Here is a 20071-nt window from a genome sequence, read left to right as displayed (position 1 = left end):
GAGTCATGGGTACCAGAAAAGGACACCAGTCAGTTCGTTTCCACATTATTGTGATCGGCGGGCAATGGGGCCGTGACGGTTGCCGGGTGAGGAGAATGCGATGGCGGTCATCGGGAGAATGCTTCGGAATCGGCGCGCGACGGCCGGCGAACTGGCCTGGGGCCGGGCGAACCTGGCCGCCGGCGACGTCTTCGAGGTGACCAGCGCGGACTTCGCGCACGAGGCGCGGCTGGATATCCGGCACACCATGAGAAGGGTCGGGGGACAGAATCTTTCGCCCGCGCTGGCGTGGTCGGGGCTACCGGCCGAGCACGCCGGGCTGCTGGTGGTGGTGGAGGATCAGGACGCGCCGTTCGGCGGGCCGTTCGTGCACGCGCTCGCGCTGATCGACGCGGGGGTCGGCGAATTGCCCACGGGTGCACTGGATTCCGGCACCACCGCCGCGGGCGTGCGGCTGCTGCGGTCGAGTTGGGGCCGGGGATATCTGGGGCCCGCGCCGATTCGCGGACACGGGCCGCACCGCTACGTCTTCCAGGTGTTCGCGCTGGCCGAGCCGGTCACCCTGCCCGGCGGCGGGACGCTCGACGCCGCCAAGCCGCAACAGGTGCTCGACGCCGCACGGGCCTGCGGGCGCGGCCGGATCGACGGGTGCTACGAACGGCCCTGACACAGCACGAGAGCCGCGGGCGGCAAGGCCTGCGGCTCTGGGGGATTCGAGGTGGTCGTTCATCATCCGGCGGCGTTGACGGGCAGGGACAGCACCACCTCCCGTTCGTTCTCCGGCAGGTAGTGGACGCCCACGATGCGGCCGACCTGGACCAGCGAGACCGCGGTCGGGGGCAGGAACTTCTCGGTGCGGGTCTCGAAGGTGGTGCCGTCCGGGCGGGTCACCACCAGGACCAGGTCCAGCCGGGTGTAGCCCTCGCGGATCTCGCCGGGCACCGACAGCGACCGGACCACCGCCTGGGCCGCGATGCCGCGCCGGGCGATATCGAGCTTGGCGGGCGTGGTGAAACCCTTGCGGATCATGGCCGCGTTCATGGCGTCCTGGGCCGCCGAGGTGTCGCCGGACAGGTCCACCTCGACCTTGTCCAGGTTGTCGGGCAGGTAGCGGACCGGCAGCACCACGCCGGGCCGCAGCAGGGCCAGCTGGGTGAGCGGGACGATCAGCTTGGCGTGCGAGGCGAACACCTTGCCGTCGGCGCCCTCGACCCGGAAGTCGATGCGCACCTGCGGCTGCTCGTTGAGGTACACGCCGGTCTGGCGGACGCTCTCGACGGTGCCCAGACCCACCAGGCCGTCGCGGAACTGGGAGCTGTTGGTGCCGGTGAAGGCCGACATGATGCCGTCACCGGTGAAGGCGAAGGCGATCGGGATGATGGTCAGGGCGATGATCGGCAGGGCCATCTGCGGGCCCACCCAGCCGAAGACGTCGTCGGAGGTGAGGCCGTGCCACAGGTAGTAGCCGATGGCCAGGGCGCCGAGAGCGAGGACGGTGTAACGGATTTGGTTCTTCATGACTGCTTTCCTGATCGAAATTCGTTGCGGTGATGGGCCCCGCTCGTGCCCGGCGGCACGAGCGGGGAGAACAGGGGGCCTGGCGGTCGGTGTCAGCCGACGATGGTGGAGCAGGCGAAGACGATCTCGAACTTCTCCGTCTTCGGGCCCGCCATCGGGTTCGACAGGTCCACGCCGCCGACACCCTCACCGGACACCGTGTAGGTGTTGCCGCTCTTGGTGACCTTCGCCGAACCGCCCGGCATACCGTTGCCGAAGCCCACCGCGTACGGCTGGCCGTTCGCGCCGCCCTTGGTGCCGGTGATGCCGACCGCCTGCACGGTGTTGTCGCCGGTGATGGTGGCGCTGGCGGCGAGGGTGCCGTAGGTGGCGTTGCTCTGGTCGGCCAGCGCCAGGGCCAGGGTGCCCGCCTGCTTGACGCAGGTGGTGTCGAACTTGCCGCTGATCGCCTTGCCGTCCACCGACGCCGACGACGCGCCGCCCGCGGGAGTCGCCGAACCCGGCGCGGCGGAGGTCGCGGCGGTGGTGGGGGAAGCGGGCTTGGAATCGCTGGAGCTGCAACCGGTCACCAGCAGCGCGGCCGCGGCGGTGGCGGCCAGGACGGCGGTGGTGAGGCGGATCGGCTTGGTGTTCATGGTCATTCCTCGTTCTCGTGATGCTGGCTCCGGGGTGGAACCGATGCCAGAACAGTAGGAATCGGCACCCCGCCTACCGATCCCAACTTCCGAGGCGCGCAGGTCGGCGAAACTGCGATAACGTGGGCGAATGCGACGACCGCGGGCCATGGTGCTGGATGAGGTCTGGCACCGCCTCGCCGGTGTCGAACCCCTGAGCGGGCCCCACGGCGGGCCGCTGCGGCGCACCGTCAAGCTGATCCTGGATCCGTTGGTGATCCGGCCCGTTCAGCACCCGTCCTGCGCCGGGGCCATGCTGACCGCCGACGGCGCGGTGCTGCTCGCGGCCCGCGTCCACGCCGCCGCCGATGTCCTGGCCGCCACCGCGGCCTGGTTCACACTGCTCAAACAGACCCGGCGCGCATTGCGCATCACCGAGGGCAATGCCCAGGACCTGTACTTCCAGCGCTGTTTCGAACTGGCCACCGTCTCCGGGCGCCCGGATCCCGTGCGGGACCGGCCCGTCGCCGAGGCGGCGCTGCGCGAGCTCCACGGGGTCACCGCCGGGCGCACCACCCAGGCGCTGCGGGACTACCTGTCCGAGCCGGCGCGCTGCGGGGAGTTGGTCGAGCTGATCGACACCGCCTGGCGGCGGCGGCCGCTGACCGACGTCCCCGACCACGCGGATCTGCTCGGCGAACTCGTCGACGCCTGCGCCGCGACCCGATTCGACGACGCGGACGATCCGCCCGACCTCGACGACGCCGTCGAAGCCTCCGTGGGCACCCACACCGGGATTCGGCTCTGGAGCGGTGAGATCGGCAGCACCGCACAGGAACTCGGGCTCACCCTGCACCCGCTGCCGCAAGCACCCGAGGTCGGAACCTCGGCCGCGACCGCCACCCTCGGGCTGCCGCTCGACCGCACCATTCACGAGCGGGTCTTCACGGTCCTGCAGGCCTCCAGCGAACGCGCCGACCTGCCTCCGATTCCGGAACTCGTCGACGCCGAGATCGCGCGCGCCTGCTCACCCTGGGCGCTGCTGGATGAATCGCTGCGGGTGACGGCGGCCGCGGGAGCCAGACTCGCGGTCGCCCTGCGGCCCCTCGGCGACCACCGCGGACAGGGGCCGAACGGCAACAGCGCGAGTGCGGTTCCGTCCCCGGCCCGAGCAGGTGCGGCGGCCGGCTCGCCCGGCATCACCACCGGAGTCCCCAGGGCCGCAATCGATTCGGGGGACCCCGCCGTCGGGGGCGCGGCCGCGCGGCTGATCAACGGGCGCTGGCAACGCGAGGCCTACGTCTTGCAGGCCCGGCGGATGCAGGTGCACGTGGACGCCGTCGACGGGCCGCTGGGCGCCATCGCCGCCGATCTGCGGGTGCCGTGGCGTCCTTACCTGCGCAGGCTGTGGCCGCGATTGCATGGTCGGGATGTGCGCGAACTTCCGGTGTACGCGGCCGACGAGCTCTGGGACCTGCTGGACGGGGTGGCCCGGTCGGTCATCCTGGACCACCGCATGCGCGTGAAGAAAGCCTTGGCCGCCACCGCGACCGCCGAGCCCGAGGGACAGGAATCGAGGGCGGGATGACGAACTCGACCGTCACCATCGAGCGCCGGCCCGGCGCGGTGCGCGCCATCGTCCCGGCCGGAACCCCGGCCGTCTCGCCCGCCGGACCCGGCACCATGGTGCTGGAAGTGCTCGGCGGCCTCCTGACCTGGAATGTCCTTGCCGCACAGGAACTCCCCGTCGCGATCATCGATGATGTCGACGCCGCCCAGGAGTGGGTGTGGGCGCTGTACGGCGAGCCGGTCGCCAGCGCGCTCGACGCCGTGCGGCCGCGAGCTCGCGAACTGGAGGGGGATCTCGCCGAATTCGGCGCCGCCGCATCCGGGTACCGGCTGACCGAAGCGGCCGCGGCCCCCGGGCTACCCGCACTGGTGGTGAGTGCCCGCCGACTCGCCTACGCGCACTGGGCGTCCCGCTGGTGGCCGGCCTCGGTCCTCGACGGCATCGCCGCCCTCGATCCGGCGCTGCTCGACCGCGATATCGCGTTGCTCACCGAGGAGTGTGAGTCCCTGGTGGACGGCGCGGACGCCGTGGCGCCGCGTGCCCGCGCGTCCGTGGAGAGTTCCTTGCGTGCCTCGGATTACGCGCTGGCGGCCGGTGACGCGGAGCCTTCCGGAGGAGCTCTGGTGCTGGCGCGCGGCACCGGCGGCTGGGACTGGCGGCAGTGCCCGCCGGGCCTGGTCGACGCCTCCGAATCCGCGGTGTCTTGGCAGGTCCTCCGGCGGGCTGGGGCCACCACCGTCGCCATCGCCGTGGCCGCCCATCCGGCTCTGCCCGCCGAGGTGCCCGAGCACCTGCGGCCGTGGGCCCGCGTCGACACCGGGCGCGATGAGCTGCGAACCGAACTGCGACCGGGTGGTGACAGCTGGATCGGCGAATCCGAGTTGCCCGCACCGGCTTCCACGGTGGATATCGCCATCGGCGTCCCGGGCTTCGGACCCGACCTCGCGGCTGACCCGCGAGCGGCGGCGCAGGGCGCGGTGCGTCAGCGAATCCGCGACTTCGCGACCGAACGACTGCGGACCGCGGCCCAGGTCGGTGACGACGGTCCGTTCGCGCCATTGCTCGCCGAAATCGACGCCGCCGCAGGTGATTCGGACTTCTGACATGAGTGCGGGTATCGAGGATAGCGCGGGTGCGAGTCCGCTGTTGCGGACCGGGGCGGAGGCCGTGGCGCGCGGTGAATTGCTCGAGGGGCTGCGGATATTCGAGCGGGCTACCGAGGTCGAGCAGGGGGACCTGCGTTTGTGTGCGCTGGTGGACGTGGCGGTGGTGACCGATCGGCTGGGGGATCACGCCGGGGCGGCAGCGCGGTTCCGGGAAGCCTTGGCACAGATGCGGAAGGACGCGCCGAGGATGTATCCCGGCGCGTTGATCGGGTTGTCGCAGGCGCTGCAGAATCTCGGGGATCTGGATGGCGCGCAGTCGGCTCTCGAACAGGCCCGGGAGGCGCTCGGGTACGAGGGCGCGCCGGGCGATCTGCGGCTGGCGTGCCTGGTGTCCGCCACGGCGGTCGCCCTGCATCGGCAACAGTGGTGGCGCGCGTTGGAGCTGGCCGGCGAATCACTGGACGCGGCACGGCGGTTCGGGCCGGAGCAGGCCGGGCATCCGCTGATGAACCTGGCGGCCGCGCACTTCGAGACCGGGCGGTGGGAGCTGGCCCAGGATTTCGCGGGGCAGGCGCTGGCCGCTTTCGAAGCCGTCGCCGACTCCGGTGGGGTCGCCGAGACACAGCAGAACTTGGCCCTGATGCACACGCGCACCGGCGCTTTCGACGACGCCGAGCCGCTGCTGGCCGCCTCCCAGGAATACTTCGAGGCGGCCGGGATGGCGCATCGCGCGGGCATCGGCCTCAAGGTCATGGGGTTCATCGCCGAACGGCGCGGGCGGACCGAGACGGCGGACGACACGTACCGTGCGGCGCTGCGCCAGTTCGAGGAGTCGCACGCGGTGGTCGAAGCGGCGGACGTACGACTTCGACTGGCCACCAGCGCTTTCGCCGCGGGACGGTACGAGGACGGGGAATCCGAGCTCGCGGCGGCGCGCGGCACCTACGCCGCTCGCGGCCTCGGGCTGCACTGCGCCCAGCTCGACTACTGGCACGCGGGACTCCTGGAGCCGCTCGTCGCGCACGTGCCCGGCCTGCTGGCGCGCGCGGTCGATCTGGCGGTTCCGGCGGCACTGGCCTTGGACGCGGTCCGTTACGAACTCCCCGACGGCACCCAACGCGACACCTGGAACCGCCGCGTCGTCGATCCCGCTCTGCGACTGGCCTTCCGGTACGCCTACCTGGCCGGGGACGCCCGGCTCGTCGCCGACCTCATCGAAAATCAGTGCGCGGGCACGATTCTGGACATCGACCGGCTCGGCACGGATCCGCCCGCGCCGCTGGACGTGTTCGAACCCTTCGATCCGCCCTCGGACTCGGCGGCCGCGGTCCAGGACGCGCTGCAACTCGGCACCGCCCTCGCGGCGGTGGCGGCCGGCGCGGGACTGCCCGTCGCGCCACCGCCCCGCATCGCGGTGCGGCCGGACGGCCATATCGCCCTGTCCGCCTGGCTCGATGCGGCCGAACAACGCTACGGCCGCCGCGTCCGCACCGACCGCGTGATCCCCGCATGACGCCCACCGTGCTGGTCCGGATGGCGGACGCGGGCGACCTCTACCTGACCTGGCGCTGGACCGCCGACAGCGCCCCCGCCGGGGTCGGAGTCGTACCGGAAGTCCAGGTCGAGGCGGCCATGAGCCGGTTCACCGCCGCCTTGCCCGCGCCGGGCGTGGCGGGTGGGCTCGAAACCGCGCTCACCACTGGAGAATTGGCGACAGTCGAGTCGGAAAACGCTTTAGCGCAGTACCTCTCGTCGGTGTTCCTGCCTTACAACCTGGCGGTATCGCTGCACGAGTTCGCTGTGCGAGGCGTTCGCCCGCACATCCGGATCCAGCCGTCACCGCGCACCGCGCAACTGCCGTGGGAGCTGATCGCCCCCGATCCGGATGTGCGCCTGGTGGAGATCGCCGACGTGAGTGTGCTGGCTCCGCCCGGCATCGTGCACGCGCCCGCCCGCGTCGCGCGATCATGGACGGAAACCCGCGATCTGCCCGTCGTCGCTGTACTCGACCCGCGTGTGCCGGGCTTCCGCGCCGACTCCGCGCTCGGATCCGTTCTCGGCCGGATGGACTCCGCCGCAGCGCCATTGGCCGCGTTGGTCGCCGGTCACGCGGCCAATGGCCGCCTCACCCCGCCCGTCGCCGACCCGGTGGAGGCGTTCCGCCGCACCGATCTCGACCGCGCCTGGCTCAGCCGCGCCCTGCACGCGGGCGCGGCCCGCCTGCTCTACGTCGGCCATGTCACCGCCGCCGCCCCCGAATCCGGTCGCAGCGAATCGGCCACCCTGCACCTGTCCTGCACCGCCGCCAGCCCGGGCTGCGCACCCGCCTACCGCGACCACCGCCCGCTCTCGGCGCGCGACCTGCTGCTCGGCACCCATGCACTCGCGGCGGACCCGAGCTCCGGCACCATCGGCGATGATCTGGGCTACGGCCCCGGCATCGTGGGCAAGCGCGCTGGGAGCGTCGGCGAAAGCGCCGGGACCGCCGGCGGCGAGATGGGTAATGGTGGTGGCGTGCGTGTTCCCCGGACGGGACCCGAGATCTGGCCGATTCCGAGCCGGGTCGCGCTGATCGCCTGTGAGAGCGGCGGCGACCTGCGCTTCGCCGAACCCCTGGGCCTGGTGGCGGCCATGCTCACCGGCGGCGCCGAACTGGTCACCGCCGGCCGCTGGCCGCTGCCCACCGATCTGGCGTTCCATCGGCTCGCGGGCATGCCCGCGACCGTGCAGCCGTTCCAGGAAGCCGTGTGCGCCATCGACTCCGCGCACGAGACAGCCGATCCGGTCCTCGCGCTCAACGCCTGGCAGCGCACACATCTGACCGCGTGGCGCGCGACGGGCGCGATCGAGCATTCGCCACTGATCTGGGCGGCCTTCGCCACCGTCGACACCCGCTGATCGGGCTGCCCCGAAAACCCGCGCCCCCGAAAGTCACGGGCCGGGAGACGCTAATCACGACCGCCGATTCTCCGATGCGCCAGATGGATTCATCGGAGTTTGGAGGGTCGAGTGGCGCGCTTGCTGACAGGCATCCTGGCGGTGGTGCTGGCCGCCGCCCTGACCTCGTTCGCGGCTCCTGTCGCGGGGGCGGAGCCGGACGGCCTGCGGCACTGCGCGGTCAGCGACGGCAGGCAGCCCGAAACGGCGACCGCCGACGAGGTGGGTCTGGATTCGGCGGCGCTGCGGCGCGCGGTGGACTTCGCCTCCGACCCGACCCGCTTCACCGTGCAGGTGTTCCGCAACAACTGCCTGATCGCGGGCGGGCCCACCAATCAGCGTGCCGGTGGTGTCGCCTGGAATCTGTGGAGCGGCACCAAGAGCGTGGTGTCGCTGGTGGCGGGGCTCGCCGTCGGCGAACACAAGCTGCGCGTGGACGATCCGATCGGCGACTACCTGCCCGCCGGGCTCGGTGACGCCCAGCATCGCGCGATCACCGTGCGCAGCCTGCTGACAGAGACCTCCGGGATGGAAATCGCCATAGCGTCCGAGGGCATCACCGGGCTGGCGCGGCTGGACGCGAATGTGGTGGCGCAGGCGCTGGCCATGCCTGTCAGGCACCCGCAGGGTGAAACCTGGCAGTACAGCCAGCGCGCCGTCGACCTGCTCGTCCACGTGATCCAGCAAGCCGTGGGGGAGGACTTCCAGGCGTACGCGCAGCGAAAACTCTTCGATCCATTGGGTATTCGCCGGTCCGACTACCACTGGGCGCGCGATCGCAGCGGCCACACCTACGGGCACGCTCACCTGGTGATGCCGCCGGACGACTACGCCAAGCTCGGGCTGCTGCTCGTGAATCGCGGCAATTGGTCTGGGCGTCAGCTCATTTCCCCGGAATACCTGACCGAGGCCACCACCCCCAACGGCGTCAACCCGTGCTACGGGTTCCTGATCACCGTCAACGGCCCGGACTGCGAGGACCTGTTCCCCGGCCTGCCCAAGGACGCGATCCAGATGGCGGGGATGATGCGCCAGGACAACTTCATCGTCCCCGGCCTCGGACTGCTGGTCAGCTGGACCGGCGTCACGGTTCCCGGTGGCGCGGTGAGCTTTCCGCACGACGTGCTGCGCGGCCTCACCGCGGCCTTCCGCGTTCCCGCGCTGCCCGATCCCGGGCCGTACGTCCAGCGACCGGATACCAGCCTGGCCGACCCCATGATGGTCAATCCGGACGCCACCCTGGCGGCGCTGGGCCTGGGCCCGATGGCCTATCCGGGCTGCGGTGTGCTGACCTGCCTCGGCACACCCCTGTCACCGCCGTTCGGGGACTGGCCGCCGGGCTGCTTCATCCTCGGCTGCGTCGGCACGGACCCGGACACGCCGGGCATCCGCTGACCGGTGGGGTGTCGGATCAGAAGCCGATCTCGACTTCGGTTCGATCCCCGCGGGCATACAGGTCCCAATAGTGCTCTCCCAGTTCGCTATTGGTCATGCGCGGAATGCTGACGCCCGGCGGCACCACTTCGGGGTGCTCGTCGACCATGCGCTCGGCCTCGCTGCCGCCGATCAGCACGCCGATGTTCATCAGTCCCACGTGCACGCCGGTGCCGCGCAATTCCTCGGCCAGTTGCAGCACGTAGGCCCGCTGCGCGGCCAGGGCCACACCGAAATTGGCCAGATAGGGCAGCACGCCGTGCGCGGGCGAGCCCGAGGAGAACAGCAGCGCACCGGCGCCCCGCTCGAGCATGGCGGGCAGCAGGGCGCGGGTCATCAGGATGGGGGAGTGCAGCTTCAAGGTCATGGGAACGCGCAGGGCCGCGAGGTCCACGGCGCGGGTGGAGGGTGCGCGGTCGGTCATCCCGGCGGCCGCGCCGTGCAATGCGACATCGATGTCGCCGAGGGTCCGCCGAATGGATGCGATGGCCTCGTCGAGTTGGTCCGCGGCGGTGACGTCGGCCGGGAAGGCTTGGGCCTCGATGCCCTCGGTTTTCAGGTCCGCCACGTGCTGAGCGGCCTTGTCCGGGTTGCGGCCGATCACGGCCACGCGGAATCCCTCTCGCCCGAAGCGCCGCGCGACGCCCAGGCCGAGACCGGGGCCGAAACCGAAGATCGCGATGGTCTTGCTCATGCTCGCTCCTAGCTAAGTTGAGCAATGGTTCAAGTTACCCTGCCGACGCTAGCATTAACTTGAACCTATGCTCAACATAGAACCCGACCCGGATTTGTAGGATCGGGCGCATGCCCGCCCAGAGACCGCTCCGCCTCGACGCCCGCCGCAATCGCGACGCGCTGGTGACCGCGGCGCGTGAGGTGTTCGCCGAACGCGGGCTCGACGCGCCGCTCAAGGAGATCGCCGCCCGCGCGGGCGTGGCCATCGGCACCCTCTACAACCGCTTCCCCGCGCGCGACGATCTGATCGCGGCCGCGGTCGAGGACCGCATCGAGGCGGGCAGTCGCATCGCGGAAGCCGCTCTGGCCCTGGATGATCCGTGGGAATCGTTCGTGTACCTGGTCGAGAAGATCTGTGAGCTACAGGCCTACGACCGCCTGCTCAACGAGCTCGCGCTGCGGGCCGCGCCCAGCCCGGAGATCGCCGCCCAACGCGATCGCGGGCATGCCGTCATGCGTGAAATCATCACGCGCGCACAGGATGCCGGAGTGCTCCGCGCGGACTGGGTGCTCGAGGACATCGCGTTCATCACCTGGTCGCATACGCGGGTGGTGGAGCAGACCGCGGGTATCGCCCCCGAGGCGTGGCGGCGCAATCTGGCGTTGATCCTGGACGGTCTGCGCGCGGAAGCCGCGCACCCGCTGCCGGTTCCGCCGATCAGCGAGGACCAGTTGAATCGCTCGCTGCTCGCCGACCCGGAGCGCGACTGAGCGGCGAACGCCGACCCGAAGAAACGGCGGAATTGGCTCCGGTTACCGTCGGGGTGGTAGTCGTTCGCTCGTATCTGTTGGAGGTAGAAATGGCTGGGATTCCCGCGGTACCGACGTCGCTGCTCGCGGCCGGTGGACTCACCGGCGGCTTCGCGCTCGCCCAGGCCACCAAGAAGCGTCAGCTCGGCGGCGCGGTGTTCGCGGCGGGCACGGCGGCCGCCTTCCCGCGCTGGCGCAAGACGGTCGGCACCGGCGGCGCGGCCGCGCTGACCGGGCTGGCCATCGGCGCGATGGGTGCCTCGCACCCGCTGGCCAAGAAGATCGGCGCCTGGCCGTCGGTGGCCGTGGTGTCGAGCGTTGTCGCCGTGGCCGCGTGGGCCGCGGTGGATCGTCGCGCCTGATTCATCAGCCGGTCTCCCGGTATGTTTCGGACCGTAAGGTTCGATCGCGTGCCGGGGGACCGTCCGCGCAATACCGTGGAGTATGCGCACTTTCGTTCACCTCCTGCTGTTCGCCGCCGCCATCGCGGTGGCGGTCGGGGTCTTCGGTCCGCTCGTCGGCACGGTCGACGCCCGGAATGTTCAGTTCACCGACCTGCGCAACGGCTTCGAGCCCGGCCGGACCCTGGGTCAGATCGGGGCGCAGTCGGGAAGCTTCTTCACCTCACTGGCCATCGGACTGCTGGGCGCGGCGGCGGTGGTGCTGCTGGCCGCGCTGACCGGGTCCCGCATCGTGGGCTGGATCGGCGTGCTGGCCGGACTGGCCGGACTCGGCGTCCTGACCTGGCGACTCGACCAGCGCCTCGACCACGAACTCCGCAGCGACTACCGGCACCTGCTCTCCGGCACCTGGGGGCTCTACCTCGTCGCCGGTGGACTGCTCCTGTCGCTTCTGCTCCTACTCGTCCCCCGGGAACGCCGCCTGCCCCCGCCGCCGGCATTCTGACCTCGAAATCACCTGTCGGCCTGCGCTGTTGGATGACCCGCAGGTCTGTCATCGATCACGGACCTCGAACCAGCCGGTCCCGGCGATCCGCGACAGGAGCGTCTGCCGGGTCGGCGAGCCGGTCTTGGCCAGCACCGTCTTCACGTGGTCGTGGATCGTATGTTCGGAGACCGACAATCGCCGAGCCATCGCGCGCGTGTCCAACCCGGCCGTCAGACCGTCCAGCACCTGGCGTTCGCGGCGAGTCAGGCCGTGTGCGAGAGCGAATACCTCCTGGCGCTCGGCGGGGGTGCTCTCCTCGATGCTGACGGTGATGTCCGCGGTCGCGGCGCCCGCCGGACCGAGCCTGGCCGCGCGCAGGGTCACCCAGCGGCCCGCGCCCAAGTGGACGCGCGACCACGGCGGCCCCACCGGTATGCCGCTCTCCTGCGCGATGAGCGCGGCCGCCACGTTGTAGGCCGCGGCCGGGATGACGGTCATCGGTTCGTCGGGCGGATTCAGCCGCCACAGCGTTTCGGCGGCCATCGGTGTCTGGAGCCGCACATTCAGATTCGGGCCGAGGACGAGCACCGCCGGGCCGCTCGCAGCCGCCGCCGGAGCCGCGACGAACGTCCTCGCCTGGGCTCGACGTAGCCCGGTGGTCACCGGGCCGGTGAGCGTGGCGAGAAATCCGGCCTCCCCCGCGTCGAACGCCGGGGCCGGGTGATACCGCCACAGATCCAGCCAGGCCCAGCAGCCGAATCGATCCCAGAATGCCAGGGCCGCAACATCGATCGCGCCCAGCGGCCGTTGGAACTCACGCCAGAGCTCGGAGCGGGCGGGCTGCCCGTCGGTGGCGGACCAGAGCGTGCCGACAGGTGTCCCCGCGGCGATCATGTCGGTCCAGCGATTGATCCGGGTCAGATAGCGGGCGCGCCCGAGCCGGGGCAGATCCGGCCAGCGCAGCCCGGGAATATCGGCCAGTGGCGACGTGCCGACACGGGTCACCGGATCGGTCAGCAACCAGACATGTGCGTCGTAGGGGACTACGCGCCGGATCTCGGCGAGCACCCGCTCGCGCAGCGCCTTCGCGGTGAGGGTGCCGCCGCACAGCCGGTCGATGGCCTCCCGCGCGAGAACCGTCCGCGTGGACACGGCTACAGAATACGACCGAAGACCGGGGTGCGGGCCGAGGCGATATCCCCAGAATTCGGGATGGGACGCGACACACCGGAGGGCGATGCTGAGAGTCACACCGAAATCCCCGCATTGGTAAGGAGCCTCCTGTGTTCACACTCCACATTTCGCACCAGGTCACCGACTACGACGCCTGGAAGACCGCATTCGACGCTTACGACCAGGTGCGCCGCGACAATGGCGTGCTGGCGTACCGGATCGCGCGCGGCGAACCCGGCGGGAACACCCTCCACATCGACCTCGACTTCGGTACCCGCGACCAGGCGCGGGCCTTTGCCACTGTGCTGGACGGGATTTGGCGCAGTCCCCGCGCCGTGGCTGTGCTTGCCGGTGACCGCACCGCGGAAGTCCGCGACCTCGTCGAGCGGCAGACTCTGGCCTGATCGGGCCGGCGATCGGCCTGACGTCCGGGCCCGCACCCCGCTGGGCCCGGTGCCCGCCCCGGCCGGCCCGCGCAGCTCCGGCGAATTATCGCGCCGACATCAATAGAGTCGGAGAATGGCCAGTTCACCCTCGGGGACGTCGCCGGCCACGCTCGCCGACGTCCTGCCGTCCGTCGCCGCGTCCTTCGGGCTCGACCAGCGCAATCCGCTGGCCCTCGCGCCCAACCGGGATGTGGTGGTGCTGTTGATCGACGGTCTCGGCGCGGAACTTCTCGCTCGTCACGCCGACCGCGCGCCCACGCTGGCCGCGCACGTCCGCACCACCCTCACCGCGGGCTTTCCGGCCACCACCGCGACCAGTCTCGCCAGCCTCGCCCTCGGCGCACCGTGCGCGACACACGGCATCATCGGCTACAGCTTCGCGCTGCCCGACGGCGACGGGGTGCGGCTGCTGAACTCGCTGCGCTGGACCCTGGACAGCGCGACCGGTGACACCGCCCTCGAGGCCTACCCGCCGGAATCGGTGCAGCCACAGGCCAGTCGGCTAGAGGACCTAGCCGCTCACGGGATCGAACCGCACTACGTGATTCCGGGTTACCAGCGGGCCTCGGGACTGACCCGGGCCGCGTTCCGTGCGCCCGGCATTCTGCACCCGGCCTCGACCCTCGACGATCTGCGCGCCGGAATCCTCGCTGTCGCACGGCATTCCGGGACCGCGTCGCGGTTCGCGTACGCCTACTTCGCCGACCTCGACGCCAACGGGCACCTGTACGGCCCCGAATCGCCGCAGTGGCTGGCGGTGCTCGCGGAGATCGACGCCGCGGTGGCCGACCTGTTGGCGGATCTGCCGTCCAGTTGCACGCTGCTGATCACCGGCGACCACGGAATGATCCACGTGGACAACGCCATCGACCTCGACGCGCTGCCCGCCCTGCACCGGGGTGTCCGCCTGATCGGGGGCGAGGCGCGGGTGCGTCACGTGTATCTCGAACACCCCGACGCGCTGGCCGATGTCCGCGCGGCGTGGACCGCGGAACTGTCGCCGCACGCTACCGTCGTCTCCCGCGAACAAGCCCTCGACGAGCACTGGTTCGGGCCGACCCCGCCGACGCCCGTGATCGCCCATCGCATCGGCGATCTCATCGCTGTCGCCGAGAACCGGGCCGTGCTGATCCGGCCCGCCCTCGAACCCCTGGAATCGGCTCTGCTGGGCCACCACGGGGCTCGCACCTCCGCCGAACAGCTGGTGCCGCTGATCGCGAACCGCTGAATCAGGTTCGCAGCAGCGCGTTCTGGACCTTGCGCAAGCGGTCCACGTCACCGCGGAAACCCGCCACGGCATCGTTGTAGAGGAACGCCTCCCACAGTCGGACCAGGGCGTAGGCGAGGGTGTCCGGTTCGATCGGCGGCTGGTAACCCTCGGCTTGTGCGCGCTCGATATAGCGCTCGATGAGGCTCACCGCGGTCTGGTGCACGATCCCGTCACCACGGGTGATCAGGCGCAGGGCGGCGGTGGACTCGTTGTCGAAGTAAGCCCGCAGCGCGTCATTGGCGACCAGCAGGTCGACGGTTCGGTCCAGCACGGCGGCGAGCCGTTCGCCACCGGTGCCGCGGGTGCGGCGGTCGGCCAGGGCCACCACCTTCTCCAACTGCCGCGCCACGGCCGCGCCGAGCAGGCCGTCGCGGGAGCCGAACCAGCGGTAGATACTCGCCCGCCCCACCCCGAGCTGCGCGGCAATGGCATTGACGTCCAGCCGTTTTCCCTCCAGGAACACGGCGATGGACGCCTCGAGCACATCATCTCGGCTCGCCGAGGCCGGTCGGCCCGGCGCCCTGGTTCCCTCCGCTCGTGTCACGCGGACAGCTTAGGAGCCAGGAACTCCGACAGTGTGCGCGCGGTCGCCGCGCGTCCCAGGATCAGGGCCGTCCGCAGCACCTCGGGGTCACGATCGATACGCCCGATATCGGGTGCGTCGCGCGGCGGGCGGATCTGCAGCACGGCCGGGTCGGCGGCGAAATCGCGCTCGTCGCCGTGATGTCGCTCGACCCGCGCGAGCCAGGGCTCGACGGTGCCGGGCGCGTGCCGGGACAGGAAGCGCGCCACCACCCGCGACTCCACCGTCGACGGGGGCGCATGGCCTCGTCGTTTCGGCGCGTGCGCAGCACCAGGACCCGGGTCGCGCCCTGCGCCAAGGCTGTTCGCACCGGCACGGATTCCGACAGTCCGGCGTCCACGAAACGCCGCGCCCCGATCCGCACCGGCCGCCCGGCCAGGATCGGCAGGCAGGTCGAGGCCCGCAGCGCCGTCTGCACCGAGCGCACATCGCTCAGCTCCGGATGCAGGTCGACGGCCGCGCCGGTGTCGGCGTCGGTGGCGATGGGGTGGAAGGTGATGGCGTTGGCCAGGATCGCCGGGAAATCCATGGGGACGATCCGCTCGTACACGGTGTGCACCAGATAGTCGGTGTCCACCACCTTGCCGCCGCGCAGCGCCCGCGCCGGACTGATGACGCGGTTGATCACCTCGGGATTCCAGGCCCGCCGCGAATCCACCGCCCGCCCGCACAGCAGCCAGGCCGCGTTCAACGCGCCCGCCGACGCCCCGTACACCGCGTCGAAGCAGGACAGCACGCCCAATTCCTCGATGGCCATGGCCATTCCGTGCGAGTAGGCCCCGCGCGAGGAGCCGCCCTCGATGACGAGGGCCAGGCGATGGCGATCGGTGCGGCGACCGGGGGCGCTGTCCTCGCGGTGCCGGCGCGCGATGAGTTCGCCGACGCCGAGGTCGTGATCGGACACGGGTGCTCCTTTCGAGGGGCCGGGCGAGAGTCGAGTATACGACCCTATTTGAGACACTGGCATCTCTGTGTATCATTTCCGGCGATGGCGTGGGTAACCACGAAACTGGAGGTCAACGCATGCAACTAGCGCTCACCGACGACGAGCTCGCCTTCCGCGACGAGCTGCGCGCGTTCTATCGGAGCGAAATCCCGGCCGACATCCGCAACCGGCATCGGCACGGACAGGAACTGTCCAAGGACGACCTCGTCACCACCCAGCGCATCCTCAACGCGCACGGTCTCGCCACCCCCAACTGGCCGGTCGCCTGGGGCGGCAAGGACTGGACCCCGATCCAGCGGCACCTGTGGCACGAGGAGATGCAGCTCGCCTCGGTACCCGAACCGCTCACCTTCAACACCAATATGATCGGGCCGGTCATCGCGCACTTCGGCGCCGAGGAACTCAAGGCGCGGTTCCTGCCCGCCACCGCCAACCTCGACATCTGGTGGTGCCAGGGCTTTTCCGAGCCCGAAGCCGGATCCGATCTGGCCTCGCTGCGCACCGTCGCCGTGCGCGACGGCGACAGCTTCGTGATCAACGGCCAGAAGACCTGGACCACCGGCGCGCAGTTCGCCGACTGGATCTTCTGCCTGGCCCGCACCGATCCCGACGCCCCCAAGAAGCAGGCGGGCATCTCCATGTTCCTGTTCCCGCTCGACACGCCGGGCGTGACCGTACGGCCCATCAAGCTCATCGACGGCGGCCACGAGGTCAACGAGGTGTTCCTGGAGAACGTCCGGGTGCCCGCCGATCAGCTCGTCGGCGCGGAGAACCAGGGCTGGACCTACGCCAAATTCCTGCTCGGCAACGAACGCACAGGCATCGCCGCCGTCGGCCAGACCAAGGTGCGGCTGTGGCTGGCCAAGGAACACGCCAAGCAGACCCGCCTCGGCGAGCGCACCCTGCTCGACGACCCGCTCTTCGCCACCCGTCTCGCCGAACTCGAGAACGAGCTGCTGGCACTGGAACTCGTGCAACTGCGGGTCGCCGCCGGATCCGCCGACGGCAAACCCAACCCGGTGTCGTCCATCCTCAAACTGCGCGGCACCGAGCTCCAGCAGGCCGTCACCGAACTACTGGTCGACATCGCCGGACCGGATTCGATTGCCCGCGAGGACGAATCGACCCCCGACTGGGCGCGCCGCAGCACCGCCACCTACCTGAACTATCGCAAGACATCGATCTACGGAGGATCCAACGAGGTGCAGCGCGGCATCATCGCCTCGACGATCCTCGGACTGTGAGGCAGCACCATGGATTTCGATCTCACCCCTGAACAGGAAATGCTGCGCGACACCGTGCGGGACCTGCTCGCCCGCGGACCGCAGGCCGAACGCTGGGCCACCTTCGCTGACATCGGGCTACTCGGCCTGACCTTCGATGAGGAAGACGGCGGCACGGGCGCCGGACCCATCGAAGCCATGCTGGTCATGACCGAGATCGGGCGCGCGCTGGCCACCGAACCGATCCTGGACTGCGCGCTACTGCCGGGCGGGCTCATCTCGGCCGTCGGCAGCGATGTCCAGCGCAAGGATCTGCTGCCTCGCGTCGCGGCAGGGCAACTGAAACTCGCTTTCGCCCATGGCGAGCCGGGTCTGCGCTGGCCTGCCACCGACACCGGCACTCGTGCGGTCCCTGACGGCGACGGGTGGCGCATCACCGGACGCAAACACCCGGTTTCGTATGGGGACCAGGCGGATGTGCTGATCGTCAGCGCCGTCCACCAGGGTGGCGTCGGGCTGTTCCTGGTCGATCCTTCCGACCCGGGTGTGCGCCGGCGGGCGTACACCACCCATGACGGGCGGTGCGGTGCTGATATCGAATTCGATGGGGCGGTCGCGGAATCGCTCGGTGAACCGGTTGATGCCAGCGATGCCATCGGCGCGGCGATCGCTGCGGCGCAGGCCGCGTTGTGTGCGGAAGCGGTTGGGGCGATGGAGGAGTCGTTGCGGCTGACGGCTGAATATCTCAAGACTCGGAAGCAGTTCGGTGTGGCGCTGCGTACGTTCCAGACGCTGACTCAGCGGGCTGCTGACATGTATGTGTCGCTGGAACTTGCGCGGGGGATGAGCATGTACGCGTCCATGTCGCTGGGCGACGGGGTGGTGGACCCGATGGTTGTTTCTCGGGCGAAGCTGCGGATTGGGCGTTCTGCCAGGCATATTGGGCAGGAGGCGATTCAGATGCATGGTGGTATCGGTATGACGGATGAGTATCCGGTTGGGCATTACACCGCGCGGTTGAACGCAATCGAGCACAGCTTCGGGGATTCCGCTGACCATTTGCGGTATCTCGGTGATCATGTCGCTGACTATCAGATGGTCGAGATCTGAGGGTGTAAGGCCGAAAGATGGAAGACCAGAGATAAAGAGATCAAAAGATAAGAGAGACCAAAAGATAAAAGACGCCTGGAGAAGAGAAGAAAAGACAAAGGAACGAAGAGCTGAAGAGCGGAAGACGCCGGAGCGGTTGGTCTCTGAAAGGTGATGCGTGCGGTCCGTGGGCTGGGATCGGCGGGTAGCGGATCCCAGCCCGGCGTCAGCCCCAGTCCGGCAGGGCAGGCGAGGCGACCACACTTCCCGTTGTTTTGCGCACGCCAGTGCGACACGAACAGCCGGGACTCACGCGGCCCGTGAGCGCCACGTTCGGCAACTGGAATCGATCGCAGCAGCGATCGCCTGCCCCACGTGATGGCGATCGTTCACTCGTGGGGTGGCGGTGGGGTCAACACTCTTCGGCGCAATCCACCCCGTGCGACCGGGGTACGGCGAGTCTTTACCCATGACAACGGTTTTCCAGCCGTCGGGGCCATCGTTGATGAGTGCGTGGCAGTGGTCGCACGCGAGTGTGAGGTTGTTGATGTCGGTGGGTCCGCCCTTGGCCCAATCGGTGACGTGGTGCGCGGCGCACATATTCGCCGGTTGCTCACAGCCCGGGCGGGTGCAGCCCTTGTCTCTGGCCAACAGGGCCAATCGTTGGGCGCGGTTGGCGGTGCGGCGGGAACGCCGCAGGTACAGCGGCATCCCGTCCCCATCGAGGACCGCGATCACCGGCTTGGTTCCTTCGGCCATCTTCAGGGCTTCGCTGATGGAGATCTGAGTGCCCGACGCGGTGGTCGCGACGCCGGTGCCGTTCTCGAGGTCGGTCAGGCTCATGGTGAGCACCACCTCGACGGGCAGCCCACGGTGCATACCGAGGGTCCGCATGTTCACACCCGGCTGCACCAACGCCAGCAGCGCATCGTGGGTGCGCTGCCCGGCATCACGACGGTCACGACACGCAGCAGCATCGAGAACACTGTCAGCAATGAACCCACCGGTGGCGGACGGGCTTTCGGGGTCCTCGACGTTGCACATGCCGGGCCGAGCCAGCTTGGCGAACACCGCGTCCAGGCACGCCCGCAGCTCGGGGGTGATCCAGCCTTCGATGCGGCTCATCCCATCCACGCCCGGACGGCACACTGTGATCCCGCGACGGCGGCGACGGTCGGCATCGGAGACTACTTTCCCGTCGGGGTCGAGGCGGGCGAGGATGTCGCGGCCGATCTTCAGCAGGTCATCGGGCCACCCGTTGCGCGAGTAGTCGACCAGGATCTGCTCGGCTTCCGCCCGCGCTTCGGTAGGCACGTCGACGGGCAGGTGGTTCATCACGTCCATGATGTGACGCACGTGATCGCGGGAGATCTCGCCGGTAGCAAACGCTTCCGCGGTCACCGGCAGCACCGGCGGAGCGACGTGACCCGTCTGCTGGACGAATTCGCCGCAGTGGTGGGTGATCTTCACCCGCACCGACGCGTCATACCGCGACAGGCCCAAGGTGTGCCGAAGAAATGGCACCATCTTCCCTGCCCCGCTACGTGAATGCAGCGACCGTTCTCCGGCTTCGATGATCAAACGGGTATCCAGCGCGGCGAGCTGACGCTTGTACGTTTCCAACTGCTGCATCAACGACACAACATCTTCGTCGGAGAACCCGGTCATGTTTCCGCCCTGAATGGATTCGGTCAGGGTCGAGACCGCGGCCGCCAGTTCAGCGATACCGCAGTCGTCGAGTGTCACCCCATTCGAATCCATGCCTCCATTTTACGCCTAGGTGATCATC

Annotated in this window: 20 protein-coding genes; 13 read left to right on the top strand and 7 right to left on the bottom strand. The window is 69.6% G+C overall.

Translation table 11 applies throughout. The features are described from left to right. Positions 1-100 precede the first annotated feature (100 nt). Positions 101-667: a YbhB/YbcL family Raf kinase inhibitor-like protein gene (locus ACWELJ_RS00165; protein ID WP_452363969.1), complete on the top strand. Its 567-nt coding sequence runs from the start codon at positions 101-103 to the stop codon at positions 665-667. 62 nt (positions 668-729) lie between these two features. Here ACWELJ_RS00165 and ACWELJ_RS00160 read toward each other — a convergent pair whose 3' ends face one another. Both ACWELJ_RS00160 and ACWELJ_RS00155 read right to left on the bottom strand, forming a co-directional pair. Beyond that, positions 730-1518 carry a hypothetical protein gene (locus ACWELJ_RS00160; protein WP_452363968.1) on the bottom strand — a complete coding sequence of 263 codons (789 nt, stop codon included), beginning with the start codon at positions 1516-1518 and terminating at the stop codon, positions 730-732. Between the two features lie 92 nt (positions 1519-1610). Further along, the gene (locus ACWELJ_RS00155) at positions 1611-2153 is read right to left on the bottom strand and encodes a lipoprotein LpqH (RefSeq protein WP_452363967.1); all 543 of its coding nucleotides are present in this window, start codon (positions 2151-2153) and stop codon (positions 1611-1613) included. A gap of 148 nt (positions 2154-2301) precedes the next feature. Between ACWELJ_RS00155 and ACWELJ_RS00150 the strand changes: the two genes are divergently transcribed. The 5 genes from ACWELJ_RS00150 to ACWELJ_RS00130 all read left to right on the top strand — a co-directional run bounded on the left by ACWELJ_RS00150 (position 2302) and on the right by ACWELJ_RS00130 (position 9140). Continuing rightward, positions 2302-3720, top strand: a complete 1419-nt coding sequence (locus ACWELJ_RS00150; RefSeq protein ID WP_452364074.1) for a hypothetical protein — start codon at positions 2302-2304, stop codon at positions 3718-3720. Next, positions 3717-4805 (top strand): hypothetical protein, encoded by a 1089-nt coding sequence (locus ACWELJ_RS00145; protein WP_452363966.1) that lies wholly within the window; start codon positions 3717-3719, stop codon positions 4803-4805. Before ACWELJ_RS00150 ends, ACWELJ_RS00145 begins: the two co-directional genes overlap by 4 nt. A gap of 1 nt (position 4806) precedes the next feature. Beyond that, positions 4807-6321, top strand: a complete 1515-nt coding sequence (locus ACWELJ_RS00140) for a tetratricopeptide repeat protein (protein WP_452363965.1) — start codon at positions 4807-4809, stop codon at positions 6319-6321. After that, positions 6318-7706 (top strand): CHAT domain-containing protein, encoded by a 1389-nt coding sequence (locus ACWELJ_RS00135; protein WP_452363964.1) that lies wholly within the window; start codon positions 6318-6320, stop codon positions 7704-7706. The genes ACWELJ_RS00140 and ACWELJ_RS00135 overlap by 4 nt, the downstream gene beginning before the upstream one ends. Positions 7707-7817: 111 nt before the next feature. Next, entirely contained in the window at positions 7818-9140 is a 1323-nt protein-coding gene (locus ACWELJ_RS00130; protein ID WP_452363963.1) for a serine hydrolase domain-containing protein, read from the top strand. A 16-nt stretch (positions 9141-9156) separates the two neighbouring features. Here ACWELJ_RS00130 and ACWELJ_RS00125 read toward each other — a convergent pair whose 3' ends face one another. Further along, on the bottom strand, positions 9157-9873 hold the full coding sequence (locus ACWELJ_RS00125) for an SDR family NAD(P)-dependent oxidoreductase (protein WP_452363962.1): 717 nt from the start codon (positions 9871-9873) through the stop codon (positions 9157-9159). A 110-nt stretch (positions 9874-9983) separates the two neighbouring features. On the opposite strand from ACWELJ_RS00125, the gene ACWELJ_RS00120 reads away from it, so the two are divergent. The 3 genes from ACWELJ_RS00120 (at position 9984) to ACWELJ_RS00110 (ending at position 11570) form a co-directional block, all read left to right on the top strand. Further along, positions 9984-10625 (top strand): TetR/AcrR family transcriptional regulator, encoded by a 642-nt coding sequence (locus tag ACWELJ_RS00120; protein ID WP_452363961.1) that lies wholly within the window; start codon positions 9984-9986, stop codon positions 10623-10625. Between the two features lie 89 nt (positions 10626-10714). Then, entirely contained in the window at positions 10715-11026 is a 312-nt protein-coding gene (locus tag ACWELJ_RS00115) for a hypothetical protein (protein WP_357086311.1), read from the top strand. 82 nt (positions 11027-11108) lie between these two features. After that, positions 11109-11570: a hypothetical protein gene (locus ACWELJ_RS00110; protein ID WP_452363960.1), complete on the top strand. Its 462-nt coding sequence runs from the start codon at positions 11109-11111 to the stop codon at positions 11568-11570. A gap of 48 nt (positions 11571-11618) precedes the next feature. Here ACWELJ_RS00110 and ACWELJ_RS00105 read toward each other — a convergent pair whose 3' ends face one another. Beyond that, positions 11619-12704 (bottom strand): helix-turn-helix transcriptional regulator, encoded by a 1086-nt coding sequence (locus tag ACWELJ_RS00105; protein WP_452363959.1) that lies wholly within the window; start codon positions 12702-12704, stop codon positions 11619-11621. Positions 12705-12835: 131 nt separating this feature from the next. Between ACWELJ_RS00105 and ACWELJ_RS00100 the strand changes: the two genes are divergently transcribed. Both ACWELJ_RS00100 and ACWELJ_RS00095 read left to right on the top strand, forming a co-directional pair. Next, positions 12836-13129, top strand: coding sequence for a hypothetical protein (locus tag ACWELJ_RS00100; protein WP_452363958.1), 294 nt, complete (start codon positions 12836-12838; stop codon positions 13127-13129). A 115-nt stretch (positions 13130-13244) separates the two neighbouring features. Continuing rightward, entirely contained in the window at positions 13245-14399 is a 1155-nt protein-coding gene (locus ACWELJ_RS00095) for an alkaline phosphatase family protein (protein ID WP_452363957.1), read from the top strand. 1 nt (position 14400) lies between these two features. On the opposite strand, the gene ACWELJ_RS00090 is transcribed toward ACWELJ_RS00095, so the two are convergent. Together ACWELJ_RS00090 and ACWELJ_RS00085 are read right to left on the bottom strand one after the other, a co-directional pair. Then, positions 14401-14985 carry a QsdR family transcriptional regulator gene (locus ACWELJ_RS00090; RefSeq protein WP_452363956.1) on the bottom strand — a complete coding sequence of 195 codons (585 nt, stop codon included), beginning with the start codon at positions 14983-14985 and terminating at the stop codon, positions 14401-14403. Between the two features lie 61 nt (positions 14986-15046). Then, complete coding sequence (locus ACWELJ_RS00085) at positions 15047-15928, bottom strand: patatin-like phospholipase family protein (protein ID WP_452363955.1); 882 nt, start codon at positions 15926-15928, stop codon at positions 15047-15049. Positions 15929-16047: 119 nt separating this feature from the next. Between ACWELJ_RS00085 and ACWELJ_RS00080 the strand changes: the two genes are divergently transcribed. Next, positions 16048-17214: an acyl-CoA dehydrogenase family protein gene (locus ACWELJ_RS00080; RefSeq protein ID WP_452363954.1), complete on the top strand. Its 1167-nt coding sequence runs from the start codon at positions 16048-16050 to the stop codon at positions 17212-17214. Positions 17215-17223: 9 nt separating this feature from the next. Further along, positions 17224-18303 (top strand): acyl-CoA dehydrogenase family protein, encoded by a 1080-nt coding sequence (locus ACWELJ_RS00075; protein ID WP_452363953.1) that lies wholly within the window; start codon positions 17224-17226, stop codon positions 18301-18303. Positions 18304-18591: 288 nt separating this feature from the next. Here the strand turns inward: ACWELJ_RS00075 and ACWELJ_RS00070 are convergent, their stop codons facing one another. Continuing rightward, the gene (locus ACWELJ_RS00070; RefSeq protein ID WP_452363952.1) at positions 18592-20028 is read right to left on the bottom strand and encodes a DUF222 domain-containing protein; all 1437 of its coding nucleotides are present in this window, start codon (positions 20026-20028) and stop codon (positions 18592-18594) included. Positions 20029-20071: the final 43 nt, after the last annotated feature.

The organism is Nocardia sp. NPDC004582 (genome assembly GCF_053602115.1).
This window is presented reverse-complemented; position numbering and strand designations above follow the sequence as displayed.